Annotated in this window: 22 protein-coding genes; 15 read left to right on the top strand and 7 right to left on the bottom strand. The window is 60.5% G+C overall.

All coding sequences use genetic code 11. From position 1 onward, the window contains the following. Window positions 1–73 precede the first annotated feature (73 nt). From LDZ28_RS15145 to LDZ28_RS15195, 11 genes are all read left to right on the top strand, one after another. Window positions 74–1,036: a hypothetical protein gene (locus LDZ28_RS15145; RefSeq protein WP_244829201.1), complete on the top strand. Its 963-nt coding sequence runs from the start codon at window positions 74–76 to the stop codon at window positions 1,034–1,036. A 193-nt stretch (window positions 1,037–1,229) separates the two neighbouring features. Beyond that, window positions 1,230–1,490 (top strand): AlpA family transcriptional regulator, encoded by a 261-nt coding sequence (locus LDZ28_RS15150; RefSeq protein ID WP_244829202.1) that lies wholly within the window; start codon window positions 1,230–1,232, stop codon window positions 1,488–1,490. Window positions 1,491–1,656: 166 nt separating this feature from the next. After that, on the top strand, window positions 1,657–2,541 hold the full coding sequence (locus LDZ28_RS15155) for a hypothetical protein (RefSeq protein ID WP_244829203.1): 885 nt from the start codon (window positions 1,657–1,659) through the stop codon (window positions 2,539–2,541). Between the two features lie 222 nt (window positions 2,542–2,763). After that, complete coding sequence (locus tag LDZ28_RS15160; RefSeq protein WP_244829204.1) at window positions 2,764–3,018, top strand: hypothetical protein; 255 nt, start codon at window positions 2,764–2,766, stop codon at window positions 3,016–3,018. A gap of 43 nt (window positions 3,019–3,061) precedes the next feature. After that, the gene (locus LDZ28_RS15165; protein WP_244829205.1) at window positions 3,062–3,253 is read left to right on the top strand and encodes a hypothetical protein; all 192 of its coding nucleotides are present in this window, start codon (window positions 3,062–3,064) and stop codon (window positions 3,251–3,253) included. Further along, window positions 3,250–3,693, top strand: a complete 444-nt coding sequence (locus tag LDZ28_RS15170; protein WP_244829206.1) for a hypothetical protein — start codon at window positions 3,250–3,252, stop codon at window positions 3,691–3,693. Before LDZ28_RS15165 ends, LDZ28_RS15170 begins: the two co-directional genes overlap by 4 nt. Next, window positions 3,690–4,202, top strand: a complete 513-nt coding sequence (locus LDZ28_RS15175; RefSeq protein WP_244829207.1) for a RusA family crossover junction endodeoxyribonuclease — start codon at window positions 3,690–3,692, stop codon at window positions 4,200–4,202. Before LDZ28_RS15170 ends, LDZ28_RS15175 begins: the two co-directional genes overlap by 4 nt. Next, complete coding sequence (locus LDZ28_RS15180) at window positions 4,199–4,453, top strand: hypothetical protein (protein WP_244829208.1); 255 nt, start codon at window positions 4,199–4,201, stop codon at window positions 4,451–4,453. Before LDZ28_RS15175 ends, LDZ28_RS15180 begins: the two co-directional genes overlap by 4 nt. Before the next feature lie 226 nt (window positions 4,454–4,679). Next, window positions 4,680–5,144 carry a hypothetical protein gene (locus LDZ28_RS15185; protein WP_244829209.1) on the top strand — a complete coding sequence of 155 codons (465 nt, stop codon included), beginning with the start codon at window positions 4,680–4,682 and terminating at the stop codon, window positions 5,142–5,144. After that, window positions 5,137–6,474: a primase-helicase family protein gene (locus tag LDZ28_RS15190; RefSeq protein WP_244829210.1), complete on the top strand. Its 1,338-nt coding sequence runs from the start codon at window positions 5,137–5,139 to the stop codon at window positions 6,472–6,474. The genes LDZ28_RS15185 and LDZ28_RS15190 overlap by 8 nt, the downstream gene beginning before the upstream one ends. A gap of 751 nt (window positions 6,475–7,225) precedes the next feature. Next, the gene (locus LDZ28_RS15195) at window positions 7,226–7,819 is read left to right on the top strand and encodes a hypothetical protein (RefSeq protein WP_244829211.1); all 594 of its coding nucleotides are present in this window, start codon (window positions 7,226–7,228) and stop codon (window positions 7,817–7,819) included. A gap of 37 nt (window positions 7,820–7,856) precedes the next feature. On the opposite strand, the gene LDZ28_RS15200 is transcribed toward LDZ28_RS15195, so the two are convergent. Further along, entirely contained in the window at window positions 7,857–8,108 is a 252-nt protein-coding gene (locus tag LDZ28_RS15200; protein WP_244829212.1) for a DUF2158 domain-containing protein, read from the bottom strand. A 116-nt stretch (window positions 8,109–8,224) separates the two neighbouring features. Between LDZ28_RS15200 and LDZ28_RS15205 the strand changes: the two genes are divergently transcribed. After that, window positions 8,225–9,487: a site-specific DNA-methyltransferase gene (locus LDZ28_RS15205; protein WP_244829213.1), complete on the top strand. Its 1,263-nt coding sequence runs from the start codon at window positions 8,225–8,227 to the stop codon at window positions 9,485–9,487. Here the strand turns inward: LDZ28_RS15205 and LDZ28_RS15210 are convergent. The 3 genes from LDZ28_RS15210 to LDZ28_RS15220 form a co-directional block, all read right to left on the bottom strand. Beyond that, the gene (locus tag LDZ28_RS15210; protein ID WP_244829214.1) at window positions 9,469–10,050 is read right to left on the bottom strand and encodes a DUF3489 domain-containing protein; all 582 of its coding nucleotides are present in this window, start codon (window positions 10,048–10,050) and stop codon (window positions 9,469–9,471) included. The two genes, LDZ28_RS15205 and LDZ28_RS15210, sit on opposite strands and share 19 nt — an antisense overlap. Window positions 10,051–10,184: 134 nt before the next feature. Then, complete coding sequence (locus LDZ28_RS15215) at window positions 10,185–10,565, bottom strand: hypothetical protein (RefSeq protein WP_244829215.1); 381 nt, start codon at window positions 10,563–10,565, stop codon at window positions 10,185–10,187. Between the two features lie 180 nt (window positions 10,566–10,745). Further along, the gene (locus LDZ28_RS15220) at window positions 10,746–11,009 is read right to left on the bottom strand and encodes a hypothetical protein (RefSeq protein ID WP_244829216.1); all 264 of its coding nucleotides are present in this window, start codon (window positions 11,007–11,009) and stop codon (window positions 10,746–10,748) included. A gap of 161 nt (window positions 11,010–11,170) precedes the next feature. Here LDZ28_RS15220 and LDZ28_RS15225 point away from each other — a divergent pair, with 161 nt between their 5' ends. Then, window positions 11,171–11,569 (top strand): hypothetical protein, encoded by a 399-nt coding sequence (locus LDZ28_RS15225; protein ID WP_244829217.1) that lies wholly within the window; start codon window positions 11,171–11,173, stop codon window positions 11,567–11,569. Beyond that, on the top strand, window positions 11,514–13,076 hold the full coding sequence (terL, locus tag LDZ28_RS15230) for a phage terminase large subunit (protein WP_244829218.1): 1,563 nt from the start codon (window positions 11,514–11,516) through the stop codon (window positions 13,074–13,076). Before LDZ28_RS15225 ends, terL begins: the two co-directional genes overlap by 56 nt. 171 nt (window positions 13,077–13,247) lie before the next feature. Here the strand turns inward: terL and LDZ28_RS15235 are convergent, their stop codons facing one another. Further along, the gene (locus LDZ28_RS15235; RefSeq protein ID WP_244829219.1) at window positions 13,248–14,003 is read right to left on the bottom strand and encodes a hypothetical protein; all 756 of its coding nucleotides are present in this window, start codon (window positions 14,001–14,003) and stop codon (window positions 13,248–13,250) included. A 187-nt stretch (window positions 14,004–14,190) separates the two neighbouring features. After that, window positions 14,191–15,897 (bottom strand): hypothetical protein, encoded by a 1,707-nt coding sequence (locus LDZ28_RS15240; protein ID WP_244829220.1) that lies wholly within the window; start codon window positions 15,895–15,897, stop codon window positions 14,191–14,193. On the opposite strand from LDZ28_RS15240, the gene LDZ28_RS15245 reads away from it, so the two are divergent. Then, the gene (locus tag LDZ28_RS15245; RefSeq protein WP_244829221.1) at window positions 15,860–17,416 is read left to right on the top strand and encodes a DUF1073 domain-containing protein; all 1,557 of its coding nucleotides are present in this window, start codon (window positions 15,860–15,862) and stop codon (window positions 17,414–17,416) included. The genes LDZ28_RS15240 and LDZ28_RS15245 overlap by 38 nt on opposite strands. Here LDZ28_RS15245 and LDZ28_RS15250 read toward each other — a convergent pair. Beyond that, entirely contained in the window at window positions 17,411–18,328 is a 918-nt protein-coding gene (locus LDZ28_RS15250) for a tetratricopeptide repeat protein (RefSeq protein ID WP_244829222.1), read from the bottom strand. The genes LDZ28_RS15245 and LDZ28_RS15250 overlap by 6 nt on opposite strands. Between the last annotated feature and the right edge of the window lie 191 nt (window positions 18,329–18,519).

Raw genomic sequence — 18,519 nt, forward strand, 5'->3', positions numbered from 1 at the left:
GAATTGATTGAGTCGCCGCGCATGCCCTGGCGCATCTTTAAAAGTCGAGAATGGAGATAGCCGGCGCCGCCGGATGGCCACGGTTATTGATTTGGCCGTGTCATCCACATTCGATGGGAGAAACGGCATGTGGTACTGGGAACGTTGCGTCGATAATCGCGTGAATCTGAAGAGCGGGCGGGTCAGTAGCATGCTCAAGCTAAACGAAGTTGCGCGGCGGGCACGCTGGATAGTAGACCGGCGAAACAGTCAGGAAATCGAAGCAGCCGCGGCGAACGTCGATTCCTTCATTGAACAGTATTTTGAAGACTGGGGGTACCCGCGTGATGAGACCGAAAGCGATCGTGCTCCGGCGAGCTTTTGCCGCGGCGTCATCTCGGATGCGTCGGCGTTGCGCGATGCGCTCAAAGCATACGACCTCGACAGCGATCCGGATTTTCCAAAGGGTGAGGCGTACGAATACTTCGCTGTACTGGCACTCTGTCACGCCATCGACGGAGAGCTGTTTTTAAGCCTTGCACACGCAAAGGCTGCCGCACGTCCGGTCATTCGGAGCAGTAGCGGTCGGCACACACTCAGCGTGACCTTGACGGACGTGATGGATGATCCGTTCACCTGGTGGCATGAGGCAGCGCAACATGCGTTGGAAGCACAGGAGGCGATGTTATGGGCCGAAGCGCTGCGCGACGAGAAATCAGGAGAGGCGATAGACAAAATAAATCAAGAAATCAAAGAACAGCGTCGGCGAGCAGCGGACCTCGTGGAGGCAACCAGGAAGAGCATCTCGGAGATGGCTTCGAGAAATGCAGCTAAGCGGCATGCGGGCACCAACGCAGCAAAGCGCCTGGCCCACAAACTGTTCCGACAGCACCGTTCCGAGTTTCGTAGCCTGGATGCGCTGGCGGAGGCCATCACGGAAAAGATCGAAGCCGAAGCAAGCCGACCCGACTTTGCTTTGTGTGCCGTAGCTTCGCGGACGATCAGAAGGTGGTTGACTGAATTTGGCCAGCCCGGCTACGCCCCGGACAAGCCGTAGTCACGGGCTCAGACCGGGCAGTAGTCTCACGCTGGCGTTGGTTCGGCGTCAAATTACCTACACGCTGCGCGCAGCGAGCTTTTCAAACTTCGATTTGCGGTATTCAATCGGTATCGTCTCAGGCACTTTACGAACGCCTGGCGCGATACATCAAGCAGTCCGACCGTATTGCGCCGCAGTTAGGAGCCATACCGTGTCAGCTTCCATTCTTCCCGATGCTTTTGTGCTGTTCGATGTGTACCCGGACAGCGCTTTCGTCAACGTCAGGACGGTGGGCCTTCTGTATGGGTGTACCGCGCAGACGGTATGGCGGCGCGTACGTAAAGGCGTCATTCCAGCACCGCAGAAGCTCGGCGTCACCGCGCGCTGGAACGTTGGCGAACTGAGGCGGGCGCTTGTCGACAGAAAGCCGGATACCGATGAATCGTCCTCTCTAAGTTCGTCAAGGGCCTGATCATTCTTGCAATGAGTAAAGCTGCCCTTGACAACAAGTCTTGTGGCCGGTTGTGGTCCGGCTCCATGCTTTACCTGATCAGCAGGCTTAGCGACAGACCATCAAACGCCCGGGAAGAAATGCGATAACGGAACGCCGGGGAATACACTTGGAAGGAGGTGTTGAAATGAATCGTGTCAAAAATAGTTGTACTAATGGAATAGATGAAGTTCAACAGTGGTATGGCTACGAACGTGAGGAGCAGGCTAAGCTTGGTGTTTTGACTCGTTCCCCTCGCGACAAAGCCGAACGTGAGATGTCCGAGCGTGCGAGCCAAGTCGGATCGGAAGAGCCGCGGTCTGAGCGCGAGGCGATCGTACTGCCTATGTGCCGCGAACGCCGGCGCGTGCGCGTCACGTGCACGGCGGCGATCGTGGATGCCTGGCTTGCGCTGCCGCGACTCAACCGTCACTTTGATCAGCGAGTGGCCGATCGCTATGCGCAGACGATGGTCGAGGGGTACTGGCGCGAGTGCAATGGTGACTGCCTGCGCTTCACAAGCAATGGCAAGCTCGGTGACGGGCAGCACCGGCTTGATGCGGCTCGTCAAGCCTTGCAATACGGTGTCGCTATCACATTCGACGTCGAGGTCGCAATCGACCCGGACGTTGTGCTCAGCTTCGATAGCGGACGCCGCCGCCTGCCGAGAGACGTGGCCACCATGCAGGGGCTTGCCCCATGGGAAGCGCAGAAAGCCGCTCAGGCAGCAAGCCTGCTATTCAACTATGAATGCCGCCAGGCAATGTGGATGACGCAGGCACCGGGTTTGTTTGAGATCGATGCCTACCTGCGCACGCATCCAGAGATCAGCCGCTCAGCGTCGTTCATGAAGGCACTCAATCTGCGCGGCGTGCCTTACCCGTATGGTCTGGCGGTGGCTATGCATACGCTCTTCAGTCCCCTTTTTGACCCAAGCTTGCAGCAGTTCGATGTGCTCGCCCCGCTCGTGCATGCGCTTGCGCGCGTTGAGCAGCACCGTCAGCAGCGGGCGGTGCCTCACACCGTCCAATGACGAACGCGTGCAGGCAAGCGAAGGCTTACGAGGGATGTCGCGGCAGTAGAGCGCCGAAAATTGAGTTCCAGTCGGCACCGCCGATTCCGGGCCGGCCGACAGGCTGCACACGAAAATATCATTAAGCGCTTTGGTGCCGACCGCACCAAGCGTTCAAAGCAGACTGAGCATTTCAGCCGGGCCGTAAGGATTGTCATGGCGTACTTCAGACGAGTGAACATCATGAAAAAGACAGCGGAACCTCTTGGCAACACGCCGGAATCTTCGGTCGGCAAACAGAGAAGCCGTCGGCGCACTTCGATCTTGCCGGTGATTCACGTGTTGTCGGCCAAAGAGATGCGCACCCTGCGCGATCGCTATCAAAGTAGCCGTGGCCAGCTCGATCCCCGAACGCGGGCGCTGCTGCGCGACGCGTCGGGCATGCGCCCGGGCGACGTGCTGATCGAGCATATGCAGGGGCTGGAGGAAACGAAGTAAGTCGGTAACTCGGTCGTTCGTTGACGATTGCAATACGATGATCATGATGATGAAAGCTTTTCTAACTGTTACCGCTGTGCTGTTTGTCGCAGGCGCGTTGGGCAACCTCGGCGACCTCGCACGAGGCGTGCCGCCCACGCCACTTGGCAACCACGTGAGAGCCATGAGCGTGCTGCTGCAAGGCATGCTCGGCGCGTGGGCGGTGTACTCGCTGCTGCGCGGGGTGAGCCCATGAGACCGCTCGACCATCTGAGTGGTTGGCGTATCAAAAGCCAGGATGACGAAGCGCACACTGGCGCTTTTCGGCTAATCGCCGCGCCTACGCACGCGACGCTGTACCTGATCGCCTCGAACGGCGGCGGATGGGATCACGTCAGCGTGACCGTGGCGGGCGAGGGGCGTTGTCCCTTGTGGTCGGAGATGGCCTGGGTCCGGGACCAGTTCTTCGAACCCGGCGAGACCGTGATGCAGCTCCATCCGCCGCGTGACCAATACATCAACAACCACGCCTATTGCCTGCACCTGTGGCGTGCGCATCACCAGGCGATCCCGTTGCCGCCGACGATTATGGTCGGCTTCACGAGCCTGACGCCCCAGACGCTCGCACGCATGACGTCTGCCGAGCTGCGCGCATTGCGCGTGCTGGCCGCGCTCACCCGTTCGAAGGTGTCGTGAGCATCTTGAGCATGGGTGTCATTGCCTTCACGATCCTCGGCGAATGCGCGAGCAAAGCAAACAGCCGGGCGATCGTCATGCGCCGTTCGCGTACAGCGACGGGCGAATTGCGCGCGCGGCTGGCGTCGATTAAGTCGGACAAGGCGCTCGCGTTCGAACGCTCGGCGCTGCAGCAGATCCCGGCTTCACGCCGGTTACGTCTCGAAGGACCGGTGCGCATCACGCTGAAGCTCTTCTACGCCAGCGAGCGGCCCGATCTCGACGAGGCGCTCGTGCTTGATGTGCTGCAGGATCGTTGGGCATATGTGCGGCGCAACGGGGTGAGGGTGCGTGAGCGCGTGCAGGACGGCGTGTACCGCAATGACCGGCAAGTTCGCGAGAAGCACGTGTATCACGGCATTGATCGCACGCATCCGCGCGTCGAGATCGTTATCGAATCGCTGACCGCACCGTCCTACGCACGGCTAACTGGCCTGCAGATTGGGCGCCTTTTAAGAGAGTCACGATGAACCCGTTCTTCAAGGACCTGCGCATCGCCCATGGCGAGCAGTTGCGCGCGCGTGCGGTTCACGATGTGCCGCGCTTGCGCCACGCATTGCATTTGATCGCCCAGATCGCCGAGCGTGCGAACGGCAGGGAGCGCCGGGCTAGCCTGTCCACCCAGCATGACCTGCATCGCATCGCGCAGCTGGCGCGCTCCGCGTTGATCGTGTCGACACCGCCCGATAGCGACAGCGGACCCGATACCGATCACCGGTGAACGGAGGCATTCGTGAAAGCACCGTACGCGAAACGCCTCGATGCGCTGAGGCCACTGCCCACCGTGGCTGAACTGGTGCGCGCCAAAGCGAACGCCGTGGCGGTCCGTATGCACGCAATGCCGATCACTATGCCGCGGTGGCCGAGCGCTGGTATGGTCGTCGCCCGCTGCACGATGAGGCGTTGCGGCTCATGTTCGATGACGTGTTCGGCAACGGTTTGAGGCGATGAACGGCAACCGGCGCACGTCGTCGAACCACCTCTCGACACGACCCGTGACGACGCTGCTGGCGCGCCTCGATGGCGTGCACCGTGTCGCGCCGGGTCGGTGGCGTGCGATGTGTCCCGCGCACGACGGCCACCGCCCGGCGCTTGGCATCACCGAGACCGACGAGGGCGTTGTGCTGATGCATTGCTTCGCGGGCTGCAGTGTCACGGAGATCGCCGAGTCCCTCGACCTGAACCTCGCGGAGCTGTTTCCGCGCGACGATCACACCCTTCATCACGCGAGCCCGGCGAGACGCCGCTTTGTGGACGCGCAGATGTGGCCCGCGCTCACGCTGGAGCTGCTCGAGGTCGCCGTGATCATCGGCGCGATCCTGCGTCGCGGTTCAGTCACTAAGAGCGAGCACACGCGCCTGCTCGGCTCGCTCAAGCGCATCCTTGATGCAGAAAAATACTGCCATGACTGATCCGTTTTCACGCCGCCCTGGCCGGATAAGTGCAAAGGACACCAACGACTCTAAGTCTCGTTTCAGTTACGAGGACTTCTACGCTTATCTTCCCACACACGGTTATCTGCATGCGCCGACGCGCGAGATCTGGCCTGTCGCCAGCGTGAATGCGAAACTGCCGCCGCGCGAGCGTATTAAGCCCTCGACCTGGCTGGACCAACACCGCGCCGTCGTGCAGCTCGTCTGGGTGCCGGGCGAACCGCAGCTTGTGCATGACCGTGTGATGATCGTGTCTGGCTGGCAGCAGCACGCGGGTGTGAGTGTCTACAATCTGTACACGCCACCCGCCGTGCTGCCTGGTGACGCGCTGCGCGCGAAACCCTGGCTCGATCATCTCACGCACCTTTATTCCGATGACTTTGATCACCTTGCCGACTGGCTCGCACATACGGTGCAGTACCCGGGCGTCAAAATTAACCACGCGCTCATGCTCGGCGGCGCGCCCGGCATCGGCAAAGACACGCTGCTGGAGCCGGTGCGCACGGCCGTGGGCGCGCACAATTTCGCCGACATCAATCCGCGCATCATGCAGGGTCGCTTCAACGGCTGGGTGCGCAACATCATCGTGCGCGTATCTGAAGTGCGCGACCTCGGTGAGATCGACCGCTTCGCATTTTACGAACACTGCAAGCCACTGCTGGCCGCGCCGCCGGACGTGGTGCGTGTCGATGAGAAGAATCTGCGCGAGTACTATGTCGCCAACGCCTGCGGTGTCATCTTTACCACCAACCATCTCACTGACGGCCTATACCTACCCGCCGATGATCGTCGCCACTATGTCGCTTGGAGCGAGGCGACGGCGGCCGACTTCAACGAGGACTACTGGCATGGGCTATGGTCCTGGTACGACGAAGGCGGGCTTGGCCACGTCGCCGCATGGCTGCGCACGCGCGAGCTCTCCGGCTTTGACCCGAAAGCGCCGCCTCCGCATACGCCCGCGTTCTGGACCATGGTGCAGGCAGGCGACGCGCCCGAACGCGGTGAAATGCGTGACCTCGTCGAACTGCTCGGCAGCCCGCCCGCGTTGACGCTTGACGATCTCATCTCGGGGGCCATGCGCCACAACATGCGCTCGGTGGAGGGGGAGTTGGCCGACCGCCACAATCGCCGCGCCATTCCGCATCAGATGGAGCGTACCGGCTATACGCCAGTACGTAATCCCGATGCTGACGACGGACTTTTCCGCGTGGCAGGACGGCGCGTCGTGGTCTACGCGCTGCGTGCACTCACCTTCGCTGAGCAGGTGCGCGTCGCTCGCGAGCGGATGAAAGCAGGCAGCCTGCCCTAAATCCGGCGTCAACTATGTCAGCGGAGTCACCATCCGCCTATTCCCACTATTTGACGTTTTACTTTTCAACGATCAGGAAGGGCACGCGCGTAGGTGTGAGGGATGGGGATAGCAGGATGGTGACTCCGCTGACTTAGCTGACTCACCGTCGAGGGGCGAGCGCGTGCGGTCAGAGCCCGACATGAGTACGAGAAAAGCTGCGCAACCCAGCCTTGCGCGGGGCTGGCGCGCAAAAGGCGCCGCGAAGTCAAGGCCGTGTCGCGTGAAGTCGACAGTGGATAAAGCAGGGGACAACGGCGTAAGGTTGCGCGTGGCTGAACGTGCGTGGAAGTCGTGCGGTCGGGGCGAAGGCGGGTGTCGGGGGCGTGTTGGGCGAGTGCGGGGTCGATCGGTAAGTTGTCCACTGGTGGAAATTTCGTCACCGTGTCTTATGTCTCATTCGACCGTGCGAAAGAACTCACGACGAGCCGCTATGAGCCCCGCCTAAAGTCGACAAAACATGTCGAACCGGTTGACATTCTTGCCTTCGCCAAACTGATACGCAGGCGCTAGCTCGCACGACGGACGCGAAAGGGACGCGCAAAGGAGGCGTGTTTAACCCTTTGGGGGGCGCAAGACTTGACAAGCGACATATTCGGTCTATTCTGGGCAACTAAACGGTATGTGCCGTAATGTGTCCAAAGAACCCGCCTCGTGACTCGACGACGATCGGCGGGTTTTTCGTTTTCGCACGTTCGGTTGTTCACTTGCCATGAAGGACCACTACCTCAGCACCGCCGAAGCGCTGCGTGACGCGTTGCGCCACACCGTAGAGTCGGGCAGCGTGTCGTCACTTGCACCGCTGCATCAGAGCGTCGGCACCGGCATGGCGCTCGTCGGGACCGACGCCAGCGTGCAAGCGGCACGTATTCGCCGCCAACTCGAGCGGCTGCCGATGGCCCAGCAGGCGCTCCTGGTCGTGTCGTATGCGCCGCGCCAGCTGCGCTGCAATTGCCGCCGCCCGTGTTGCGCGGGCCACTATCCGAACCCCGAATGGGCTAACGCGCTCACATTTGTTGTGGCGACCACTGCGGCGCTGTTCGCCAATCATGTGCTTAACGTTCGGCTGCGCGAGGCGTTGGTGACGAACCTGCTCACGCATACCTCGGAGACGCAAGTGGCACTCGCGCAGCGCTGCGGCGCGCATCGGCAGACGGTGGCGCAGCATATCTCGCTGCTCTCGCCCGCGCTCTTGGGCACCCGCACGCAAGGCGGCGCGTTCGACGCCGCGTTCGCCCACATCGACGAACGACTGCGTGAGACGGGCATCGTTATGAGCGAAACTGAGGCGCAGGCCGCCGCCTAATGGGCACCGCCTTGCAAACAAGTGATTAGCGTTGCCCTTAGATAAGCTCTACGTGTGAACGTGGTTGCTCAGCCAGTTCAATCGAATCCGGCCTGAGCTTTGCCTGTTCGAGCTTCACTCCGTCGAACCAGCAGCAGTCGAGATAATTTGCATCGGCAACCGTTGAGACAGAGTCCACTGTCATGACCGGGCCGCCAGACTTAAGACGAATCGTCTTGCCCATGAATTTCACGCGCAGTTCGTTCAGCGCAACCGCTTCGTCATGTTCGATGTTTTTATTGAGCGTCATGCTGTGATCCTCGTCCGGTTGAAAGGACGAAGCTGGTGCCGAGAGCGCTGCACGCAAGACCAGACAATTCCGAAATGTCGTGGCGCTGACAATGCCTGAGTAAGCTGCCCAAAGTCATGGAACTCGTTCAGCGCGCCATCGCCGAACTCGTCCCCTATGAACGCAATGCGCGCACCCATGCGCCGGCGCAGATCAGCCTACTGGTCGCCAGTTTGCGCGAATTCGGCTTCACCAATCCGGTTCTGATCGACGATCACGATCGCGTGATCGCGGGCCACGGGCGGCTTGCGGCTGCGCAAGCAATCGGCATGGCCGAGGTGCCGTGTGTCGTGCTCTCGCACTTAAGCGATGCACAGCGGCGGGCCTATATTCTCGCGGATAACCAACTTGCCGAGCGTGCCGGCTGGGACCCGGAACTCCTCGCGTTCGAGCTGGGTGCGCTGCGGGATGATGGCTTCGACCTCGCGCTCACGGGCTTCGACGGCAGCGAGCTAGAGCGGCTGCTCGGGCCGACTGGCTTGCCGGGCTTGACCGGCGAGGACGACGCACCCGCGTGCCCAGACACGCCCGTGTCGCAGCCAGGCGATGTGTGGCGATGCGGGCCGCATCGCGTGATGTGTGGCGACGCGCGCGATGCGAGCGACATGGCGCAACTGATGGTGGACACCTCGGCGGCACTCGTGCTGACCGACCCGCCATACAACGTGAACTATGAGGGCAAGGGTCGACGGCGTCTAAAGATTGTCAACGACGCGATGGCCGGCGCCGCGTTCTACAAATTCCTGCTCGGCGCGTTCACGCGGATGCTCGAGCATGCGACGCCCGGCTCGGCCGCTTACGTGTTCCACGCCGATACGGAAGGACTGAACTTCCGGCGCGCGTTGGTGGATGCCGGCTGGCGGCTCGCGCAGTGCGGCGTATGGGCAAAACCCTGCTTTGTGTTGGGCCATCACGACTATCACTGGCAACACGAGCCGGTGCTGTATGGCTGGAAGCCAGGTGCGGCGCATCGCTGGTACGGCGATCGCAAGCAATCAACGATATGGGCCTTTGATCGCCCCGCGCGCAGCGATGCGCATCCGACCATGAAGCCGGTCGCGCTGTTGGCGTATCTGACGATGAACAGCACTCAGGCGGGCGAGGTGGTGCTGGACCCGTTCGGCGGTTCGGGTTCGACGCTGATCGCATGTGCGCAGACGCAGCGCGTGGCCCGGCTAATGGAGGTCGATCCACGCTACTGCGACGTCATCGTGCGTCGCTGGCAGGACTTTAATGGGGAGCGCGCCAGTCGGGCGTCCGATGGCGCGTGGTTTGAAGAGGGGGCGAGCGCTTCAGGGGCGCCCGGTAGTCTTGCGGTGGATTATGCGGCGACCCGATAGGTGCGCTTGCCGTCCACGCGGGCGCTTTCGATCGTCAGCCCGAGCTTCTTCTTGGCGGTGCCGCTGATGAATCCGCGCACCGTGTGCGCCTGCCAGCCGGTGGTGCTCATGATCGCGTCAAGCGTGACGCCCTCGGGCGCGGCAAGCATCGCGATGACACGGGCTTGCGCGGTGTTCTGGCGGGACGCACGTGCTTGATGCGCGGTGGCCGAGACGGGTGCAGGGGCGGGCGCCGGCGACGTGGCGGGTGCTGACACGGCCGACACGGCCGGCGTGGTGGAAGCAGGCGAGCGGCTGGCGAAGAACGCTTCATTCGGGTCTGTCTTGCGTGCTGACGGCGCTTGCTTGGATGCTGGTGTGCTCTTCGCCGTGGGTTTCACCGCGCCTTTCGTCGCGGACTTTGCGGGCGTCGTGCGCGGCTTGGTGGCCGCCTGTGTGCCGCTGGTGCGCGCGGCCTTGGCCGGAGCCTTGGCGGCCTTCTTAACGGCGGCTTGGGTGGCTGTTTTGGCGGTTGCCTTGGTGGTGCTCTTCTTCGCTGCGGAGGTGGTTGCTTTCGTTGCCATGTGGGTCGGTCCTGATGATCGGTGGGTGCGGCGCGGTGCGCTGCGGTGAGAGCATTAACGCTCTGGTTTGCTAGACAATCGAGTCAATAAGCGTGTCGATGTTGAGGCGCAGGCCGCAGCCTGCGCGGTGGGCTTTATTCGTCGTTGCTGGTGAGATCGCAGTGGATCACGAAGCCGGTGAGATAAGGTAGGCCGCGCGGGATGCCGTGCTGGCGACTTGCGCGCGCGCTGATGGTCCAGCCCATCCACTTGCGGGTGGCGGCGTCGATGGCGGCGGCAAGTTCGAGGCCGCCGTGCATGGCGTTGTGAACGTCGTCGGCAAAGTGCCGCCCAGGCGCGGCGTCGAGGAAGCGGCGCACCGCCTCGTGCGATTCGCCGGTCGCTTCTGAGACCGCTTCAATCGCGCGCGGCCAGGCGGCCTTGGCGTGCTGGTCCATCGTGCCGAAGAAGCCCCAACCTTCGTTGCGGGTGTTGGGGATCGTGGCGCTGGTCGTGTGGGTCGTGTTGGTGTTCATTTGCTTGGCTTGCGTTGGTGTGTTGCGATGACTGCATTAACGCTCTGGTCGCGAACGAAAGCGAGTGAAGTGTGTGGTGATTTGGGTCTGTCAGATCGAAGCCACGCGGGTGGGTTTCCCACGCTAGCCGCACCAGCGAAAACGCCGGCACAAGGCCGGCGCTGCTGGTTGCGCGCTGCTTTAGTAGGGCTTGCGGTTGGACAGGCCCAGCAGGTAGCCGCCGCGCGTTCGGTACGCGTCGCCGCCGCACGTATGGACAACGAGATCGCTGTGTCGTGGGCCGTGGGCGAGATAGGTCACTTGGCCGACGCTGCGACCGTTCTGATCGTAGAGCACGTCGCCAATGTTCAGGAGCGTGTTCTTGATGCGGTACAGCCGCGTGGATAGCCCGTCGTGAGCGGCTTGTTCGTTGGTGTGGTGTGCGTTGTTGGCTGGTGCGTTCATGGCTTTCATTCCGTGGTTGGGATGACGGCATTAACGCTCTGATGGCGAACGAAAGCGAGTCAATCAAGCCGATGTGTTTGAACATGACCACTGCGGCAAAAACGTGCGCTACATCTGGCCTAACATCGCATGGAACCGTTGACGGGTGAGGCGTTTTAATCATGCCGCGTAGCGCTTTTGCGCCGGCTATTGCACAGCGGCAGCTTGTGCTCAAGCTCGCCGCATGCGGCACGTCCGTGTCGGAGATCTGCGCGCTGGTGACCGGCGCACGCGGGCGACCTGTGACCGAGCAGACGCTGCGCACGCACTTCGCGCAAGAGCTGCTGGAGGGGGCGGTTCGCGCCAACAGCAACGTGGCGCAATCGCTCTACAACAAGGCCACCGGTGGCGACACAATCGCGGCAATCTTCTGGCTGAAATGCCGCGCGCGCTGGAAGGAGACCGCACAGGCGGTCGAGCTCTCTGGCGCGAACGGCGGTCCGCTTGTTTTGCAGTCCATGAGCGATGCCGAACTCGAAGCCATCGTCGCCAAGGGACGCAAGGGACGTCGATCGCGTTAATCGAGTGGATCGCGTTAATCGTGATGCGGCAGCGGCTGAACTGCTCTCACGTCGCCGCGCTCGCGCGAGCATCGTCGACTACGCCAACGCGATCGAGGTGCCCGGGCGGCCTGTTGGTGACCCTGCGAGCGATGACGCAGATGCGGACGACTGCGATCAGTTCGAGCCGGTGTCGACGCCGCTGGCGGCGCACCATCGGCTAATACTGGAGCGCGTGGACGCGACCAGCCGCACGCCGCACGGACGGCTGATGATCTTTACCCCGCCGGGCGCGGGTAAATCGACTTACGCCTCGGTGGTATTCCCATCGTGGTATGTGGGCGCGGCGCCGCAGCGGCGGCTGATCCTCGCGAGCTACGGCGACGCGCTCGCGAGCCGCATGGGCCGGCGCACGCGCTCGATCGTGCGGCAGGCACGCTGGCAGCGCATCTGGAACACGGAGCTGGCGGCCGATTCACACGCCGCGCACGCGTTCGCGCTGACCAACAGCAGCGAGTATCTCGCCAGCGGCATCCTGTCAGGCGTCACGGGCAACCGCTGCGACGGGCTCATCCTCGATGACGTGATTCGCGGCCGTGAGCAGGCTGACTCGGAAGTCGTGCGCGAGAAGGTGTTCGACGCTTACGAGGACGACCTGAAGACGCGGCTGATGCCGGGCGGCTGGATCGTCTATATCGGTACGCGCTGGCACGAGGACGACCTGGCGGGCCGCATCCTGCCCGAAGGCTGGCATGGCGAGAGCGGGCGCATCGCCTGCCGCGACGGCAACATGTGGGAGGTCCTGTGCCTGCAGGCGCGTTGCGAGAACGATACCGATCCGCTCGCGCGCGCGAAAGGCGAGTATCTGTGGACCGAGTGGTTCGATCAAAAGCACTGGGCGCAGTACGAATCGAACCCGCGCACGTGGGCATCGCTGTATCAGCAGATGCCGGTGCCCCCGGAGGGCGATCTGTTCAAGCCTGAGCAACTCGTCGTCGTGGACATCATTCCGACGAGCTGGATCGACTGGGTGCGCGCCTGGGATCTGGCGAGTATCGAGGGCGACGGCGATTGGACGGCGGGTGCGAAGCTCGGGCGCCTGGCGGACGGGCGCTATGTTATCGGCGATGTGACGCGCGGGCGGTGGGGACCCGACCGGCGCGATGCGATTATCGCGGGCACCGCGCAACTCGACGGCGGGGGCACGCGTGTCGGCCTACCGCAAGACCCCGGACAAGCCGGCAAAACTCAGGTGCTGTATCTGACGCGCGAGCTGGCGGGTTATCGCGTGGTGAGCAGCCCCGAGACGGGCGACAAGGTCACGCGCGCCGAGCCGTTCGCGGCGCAGATGAATGTGGGCAACGTGCTGATGCTGCGGGGCGACTGGAACGCCGCGCTGATCTCTGAACTGCGCGGTTTTCCGTTCGGCACGCACGACGATCAGGTCGACGCGCTGTCGCGCGCCTTTGCGCTACTGATTGCGCGGCGGCCAATGCGGATTTCGGATGCAGCGCTGGCAGCGGTTTAATACGAGTGCATGCTGGCGGTCGGTCTAAAGTCACGTCGGCATGCCAGCAAACCCGAAGAGCACGTTCCGAGTGACAGGGGAAGTTGGCTGAAGCGGTACAGCGACTCAACTGGTCGGATTTTTTTTGCATACTGAGCTTTGCTCAATCTGCGGTTATCAAAAACCAGCTGGTCAACTAATTTCGACTTCAATTACGTAGGCTGGCACGTTTTTTTCAACCCTTTGAATGCCCGAAGTGACTCTGGATACGGGAATGTCGGCGATGTAGGTTTTGCGCACACAGGTAAGTGTTGCGCCGCTCGCGAAGACTACCTCTTTCTCGTTTCCGTGATTGCCCTTTAGGCTGTACGCGAAGGCTTTAGTTTTAGGCCGTGTCACGCGGACCACCATAAGGTCCACCCGGCCAGCATCATAGGCTTTGCCTCTCCACTGCGCATTCCTTAAGGCCACCTGAGGGCAGAAGGACGTCGAAAACGGACGCGACGTTGTGACAGTGGAGTTGTTGCTTGCCCATCGGCCACCGTGGAACAAGAATTGTCCCTCCGCTATCTCTACGCCATAAGTCTTTATGGCCTGATCCGCCATTGCCCAACCGTCTTCTGAGAACTCGCCCTGATACGAACTAAGGGCCTCGGGTTCATCCGGCGGCATCAATCCGCGCAGGTTGCAATACTCGATGCTTGAGTCGAGTGCCTCGTCGATGTGGCGCTCCATGCCATTGTCAGCATGTTGCCGGAGTATGCGGGCAGCCGCTTCGAAGTGCGTCGAGACGACTGCCATAAGCTTGTCCTTCACCCGCAGGGCTTCCACCAAGGACAAGCCCTTGTTGTTGACACGATCCAACGCCTCGTCAAAAGTTGCATCGCGTTGAGACCAATTCTCATAATGCGTAGCGAATACGTTTACAACGCCTGCTTTTCTTGCCATGTGCTGGTTTGGTCCTATTCTAGATGAGCCGTTGGGGCACCATTATTGACACTTCTGATCGTCGGGCAAATACAGAGCGCCGCTGGTGGCCGAACTGCGTGGCTTTCCGTTCGGCACGCACGACGATCAGGTCGACGCGCTGTCGCGCGCGTTCGCGTTGTCGACCGCGCAACGGCTGGCGCCTGCCTCATAGCTGCTTGTCCGTTTCAAGGACGAGCAGAATTGCGTCAAAGCTCTTGTCGCATTGGGCGGCGAGATCTTTGAAGTGAGCCCGTAGGGTTCCATGTGTTGCGCGCGCTTGCCGCTCTTCGTTATTTTTCTGCTCGACCGAGCTGTGTGCTTTTAGGATGCTACGCAAGGCGTGAAGCCTACTGAGAGGACCGAGGAGTGCTTTGGCATCGTCGACAGTATTTCCAGAAGCAACAAAGATCTCTGAGATCACGCGCAAAGGGGCCCAACTTGTTTCCGCTTTCTTTCCTCTCGCTTCCAGACTTTTTCGCAATGGCTTAAGCTGAAATCCTTCTACGAGCAACTGGTCGAAGGACATGATTTCGTTGGCCCATTCAAGAGTTGAATCTGTGGCCGGGTAGCGTGCCGCGTCCATGAGCGCTTCGTCCCTTGGTTGCCACCAGTCAGGCGGAGTGATATTCAGTTTCCTGATCTTGTACTTCAAAAGCAGGAGCGGGTCATACTCAGAACTGAACTCACCAAGGATGTCGTTTTCGTGCGCGCGTCTTGAGATTGTGCCCCGCGGCCATTCGTTGAACGATTGCCAATAGCGCTGCTCTTCGATCGGAAGGCGGGCGAGGTCGCCAATATAGGCATGCACCTGTCCTGCTTCGTTAATGTCGTAGCTCTTGAGGTACCAAGCGTTGCGACAACTAATGGAGCGGTCGTCAAGACTATATTTCTCGGGGTCGGCCTTGAAGCGGTGCAACACGTCAGGACGGAAAAAAGCGGGAGAAATTTGCCAAGGAAGGTCCGATTTATGGAAGTAGTCCGTAATGAAATCCGGTGCACACGACGTCTCAATTTCGACTTGATTTTTGCGGTCGAATATCTTGAACGTCGCATATTCTTTTGTCATAGTCGGGTTCGTTTCCTCTTTCCACTCGTCGATGAGTCGCTGCAACGGGATGGCTGAGCGGACGATCATCCGACCGTTGACATAGCTGGCATTTACGATGCTACCGCCGTGATAGAAGAGGTCGGGGGCCCTGCGGTCGATTCGCGGATGCTCGCCCCAACCGATGAAACTTGCTGAATCGAAACGAGTGAAGTCAAAGAAGTAGACGAGGGCCATGTTAGCCAAAGTCATGTAAGTGCCAAGATCCTTGGTTAGAATCGTAACCGCGGTAAGGCTCTTCCGTCCCGCAAGCTCGGTGCGTATTACGCGAAGAACGTCCTCAATGTCCCCGCGTTCATCGAGCCGACAGTACGCGCTGCGTTCGGCCACGAAATGCAGGCCGAGCGCATGCACGAGCTTTTGGCTCAGTTCGACTGGACTTTCACCCTTCTGGACGCCATCGAATGAGCGCCGGAAAACGAGCTTCTCTCCGCCGGATAGCGATCTTCCCGAGCTTAATGGCGCTTCAAGGTAGACGTGGTGGCCTTCGCCGCCGCCGTACCTCTTTTGAATGATCCAGCTGTCGTCTGGCTGCACGAAGGAGTCCATGAGATCTTTCTGGTCTGCAGGCGTGACTTGCTCCAGCGGCGCGAGCACGGCATGAATGAGCGTCGCCGGTCCGCTGGCATAGATCAAAGTCTCCTCGCTCTCCGCGTTCTCCTTTAGGAATAGGACGGAGTCTTCAGCTGCAGTTAGCCACTCCGCTTCGCCGGTGGCCGGCGCTTGAGCGATGGCCTTCAGCGCCTCGATATTAAATCTTCGTGTCACGACTCCGTCTCCTTTTCATAATTGCGATGTAGCCTACCTTAAAGTCGACGTGCTTTCTCGAAATCTGTACTCGTTTTGCGACTTTTCGGAATCACCCGGCAGCGCTAGTTTCGAAGTTATGTTGCGTTTCGACTTCTGGCGACCTCGCCTGAACGAAACGTTCAAGCCGACGGCATCGCCCGCGTGCAACGGTCCCAAGACCCGTCAGATCAGTGACGCGGCACTCGGCGTGCTAGGTGCGCCACCGCCGCGTATGCGGGCCTTCACGCTGCCGCAGGCCGCGCCTGGTGTCATCGCCCAGGACACCAAGCTCGCGTGCGATTCACCAAGTGACGCGAACTACCGCTGGGCGCTCTCAGGAGCCATATCGGGTGCCTTTAGCGAAGGGCTCGGCTTTCTCGGCTATCCATATCTGGCGGAACTTACCCAGCGTCCCGAGTACCGGCGTCCTGCCGAGATCCTGGCCAAGGAGATGACGCGCAAGTGGATTCGGTTGCAGGGCACGGGCAAGGACGACAAGAACGGCGACAAGAGCGAGAAGATTGCGGCCATCGTGGCCGAGATGAAGCGTCTGGGCGTGCAGGCCGCTTTTCGCAAGGTGGCCGAGCAGGACGGCTATTTCGGACGCGCGCAGCTTTATCTCGACATGGGCGATGACCGCCCCGAGGAACTGATCGCGCCGCTGGCGGACAGTCGAGCCAAGATCGGCTTGGGCAGTCTGAAGGGCTTGCGGGTGGTCGAGCCGATCTGGACGTATCCGGGCATGTACAACTCGACCGATCCGCTGCGGCGTGACTTCTATCAGCCGCAGACCTGGTTCGTGATGAACCGTCAGGTCCATGCGAGCCGGCTGCTCACTTTTGTGTCGCGTCCGGTGCCCGACATGCTCAAGCCCGCGTATGCGTTTGGCGGCTTAAGTCTCTCGCAGATCGCCAAGCCTTATGTCGACAACTGGCTGCGAACACGCCAGAGCGTGTCGGACCTGCTGCATTCGTTTTCCACCATGGTGCTCAAGACGAACTTGGCCGCGGTGCTGAATGCTGAAGGGGCGGAGCAGATGCTGCGGCGCGCGGTGCTGTTCAATCAAGCGCGCGACAACCGGCACCTGATGATGATCGACCGTGACACCGAGGACTTCGCCAACGTGTCGGCGCCGCTTGGCAGCCTCGATCGACTGCAGGCGCAGTCGCAGGAACACATGGCAGCGGTCACCGGCATTCCGCTGATCGTGTTGCTCGGCATCACGCCCTCGGGACTGAACGCGACCAGTGAAGGCGAGTTGCGCACTTTCTATGCGTGGATCGAGGCGCAGCAGGAGGCGCTCTTTACCGCGCCGCTGTCGCGTCTTCTCAATGTGATCCAGCTGTCGCTCTTCGGTGCAATCGACCCGGACATCGGCTTCAGCTATGTGCCGCTGTGGACGCTGTCGGAGGAGCAACTGGCCAACATGCGCAAAGTCGAGGCCGACACCGACACTACCCGAACTGTTAAAGTACGTTCAGCAACGGAAGGTTCATGAAGCGAGCCTATTTGCGAGTGCGTTTATTCTCTTGCGGGATATCGCTCGTGGATTGAGTTCATGTGCAGCCTCAAAGGCTCTAATCGCTTCGTTGAGTTGCCCTAGCGAATTGCAGATCCTTCCCTTGAGCAACAATCCGCTCACGTGCCATGAACGACTCTCTTTGGACTCTCCTATCGCCACCTCAACTGACTCTAAGGCTTGCCGTAGCGCTGTTTCCGAAGGGTCTGCGCCAATCAGCTCTTGCCCTGCCAGAATTCGGTCGCTAAAGCTGCCTTTTGTCAATCGTGCTTTCAAATACCTCTTCGCATCGAGGAATTCCCCGGAAGCTGCGTAGGCAAACCGACCAAGTTTCGGCACTTTGGCGAACACTTTTACAAGTTGGTTTTCTTCGAACTCGAATATGTATGTGCATTGCGTTGCAATAGCGGGTGTTCGGGAAAACAATACTTTGCCTTTACTCACGTTGTGAATTTCAAGGAGATGGCTATCCTCGTTCGGTGCATTGGCTGTAACACTCGCAATGTATCTTCCGCACGGCGAAATCGTCAGTTGCATAAGATTTGCCCGGTATGCCCGTCGGTAAAGCTCCGCTCCAGAGGAATCGAACACAACAACTGTGCTTGAGAGTTCTGAGGCCGGCCCCGCGTCGTCTACAACCCAGACGCCTTCATCCGATACGTCAACTGCGATCGGTCGAACAAGCGATCGAACCGTGGTGCAGATTTCACGCGTCTCGTTGTTCCGAAGTCGAACGACACTTTCATGGACCAAGGTAGGGCCAGGGTCACGATAGCCTACTGTCCATTTCCGATTGGGCGAATGGATTGTCACGCCCATCGCCAATAAGTCATCAATCTTGGATGGGAGTTTGATGCTACTACTAGCAGGAGAGAATTTCGATGCGGCCACGATTTCTGGTAAAGCGGAGGGCGTGGCCGAAGAATGTCGAGGTCGCTCTACGGCGGTTACGACTCGCTGTACGGTAGAGCTTTTATGCGCGACAGGCTTTAACAAAAGTCGTTTTATTGCTGATAGGACCGACATGGCCTTCCGTAGATTGGCGCGTATAGATCGTTGGGAATACAAGACGGATCCATGGT

This window comes from Caballeronia sp. TF1N1, assembly GCF_022878925.1.
In the GTDB taxonomy this organism is placed as follows: domain Bacteria; phylum Pseudomonadota; class Gammaproteobacteria; order Burkholderiales; family Burkholderiaceae; genus Caballeronia.

Coding starts and splice junctions, on each gene's coding strand:
- LDZ28_RS15210 (WP_244829214.1), bottom strand. CDS start 10,050: ATGGCAACGAAAGCAACCACCTCCGCAGCGAAGAAGAGCACCACCAAG.
- LDZ28_RS15200 (WP_244829212.1), bottom strand. CDS start 8,108: ATGACGCTCAATAAAAACATCGAACATGACGAAGCGGTTGCGCTGAAC.
- LDZ28_RS15225 (WP_244829217.1), top strand. CDS start 11,171: ATGCCGCGTAGCGCTTTTGCGCCGGCTATTGCACAGCGGCAGCTTGTG.
- LDZ28_RS15190 (WP_244829210.1), top strand. CDS start 5,137: ATGACTGATCCGTTTTCACGCCGCCCTGGCCGGATAAGTGCAAAGGAC.
- LDZ28_RS15160 (WP_244829204.1), top strand. CDS start 2,764: ATGAAAAAGACAGCGGAACCTCTTGGCAACACGCCGGAATCTTCGGTC.
- LDZ28_RS15185 (WP_244829209.1), top strand. CDS start 4,680: ATGAACGGCAACCGGCGCACGTCGTCGAACCACCTCTCGACACGACCC.
- LDZ28_RS15215 (WP_244829215.1), bottom strand. CDS start 10,565: ATGAACACCAACACGACCCACACGACCAGCGCCACGATCCCCAACACC.
- LDZ28_RS15245 (WP_244829221.1), top strand. CDS start 15,860: ATGGCCTTCAGCGCCTCGATATTAAATCTTCGTGTCACGACTCCGTCT.
- LDZ28_RS15220 (WP_244829216.1), bottom strand. CDS start 11,009: ATGAACGCACCAGCCAACAACGCACACCACACCAACGAACAAGCCGCT.
- LDZ28_RS15195 (WP_244829211.1), top strand. CDS start 7,226: ATGAAGGACCACTACCTCAGCACCGCCGAAGCGCTGCGTGACGCGTTG.
- terL (WP_244829218.1), top strand. CDS start 11,514: ATGCCGAACTCGAAGCCATCGTCGCCAAGGGACGCAAGGGACGTCGAT.
- LDZ28_RS15180 (WP_244829208.1), top strand. CDS start 4,199: ATGAACCCGTTCTTCAAGGACCTGCGCATCGCCCATGGCGAGCAGTTG.
- LDZ28_RS15165 (WP_244829205.1), top strand. CDS start 3,062: ATGATGATGAAAGCTTTTCTAACTGTTACCGCTGTGCTGTTTGTCGCA.
- LDZ28_RS15145 (WP_244829201.1), top strand. CDS start 74: ATGGCCACGGTTATTGATTTGGCCGTGTCATCCACATTCGATGGGAGA.
- LDZ28_RS15235 (WP_244829219.1), bottom strand. CDS start 14,003: ATGGCAAGAAAAGCAGGCGTTGTAAACGTATTCGCTACGCATTATGAG.
- LDZ28_RS15170 (WP_244829206.1), top strand. CDS start 3,250: ATGAGACCGCTCGACCATCTGAGTGGTTGGCGTATCAAAAGCCAGGAT.
- LDZ28_RS15205 (WP_244829213.1), top strand. CDS start 8,225: ATGGAACTCGTTCAGCGCGCCATCGCCGAACTCGTCCCCTATGAACGC.
- LDZ28_RS15155 (WP_244829203.1), top strand. CDS start 1,657: ATGAATCGTGTCAAAAATAGTTGTACTAATGGAATAGATGAAGTTCAA.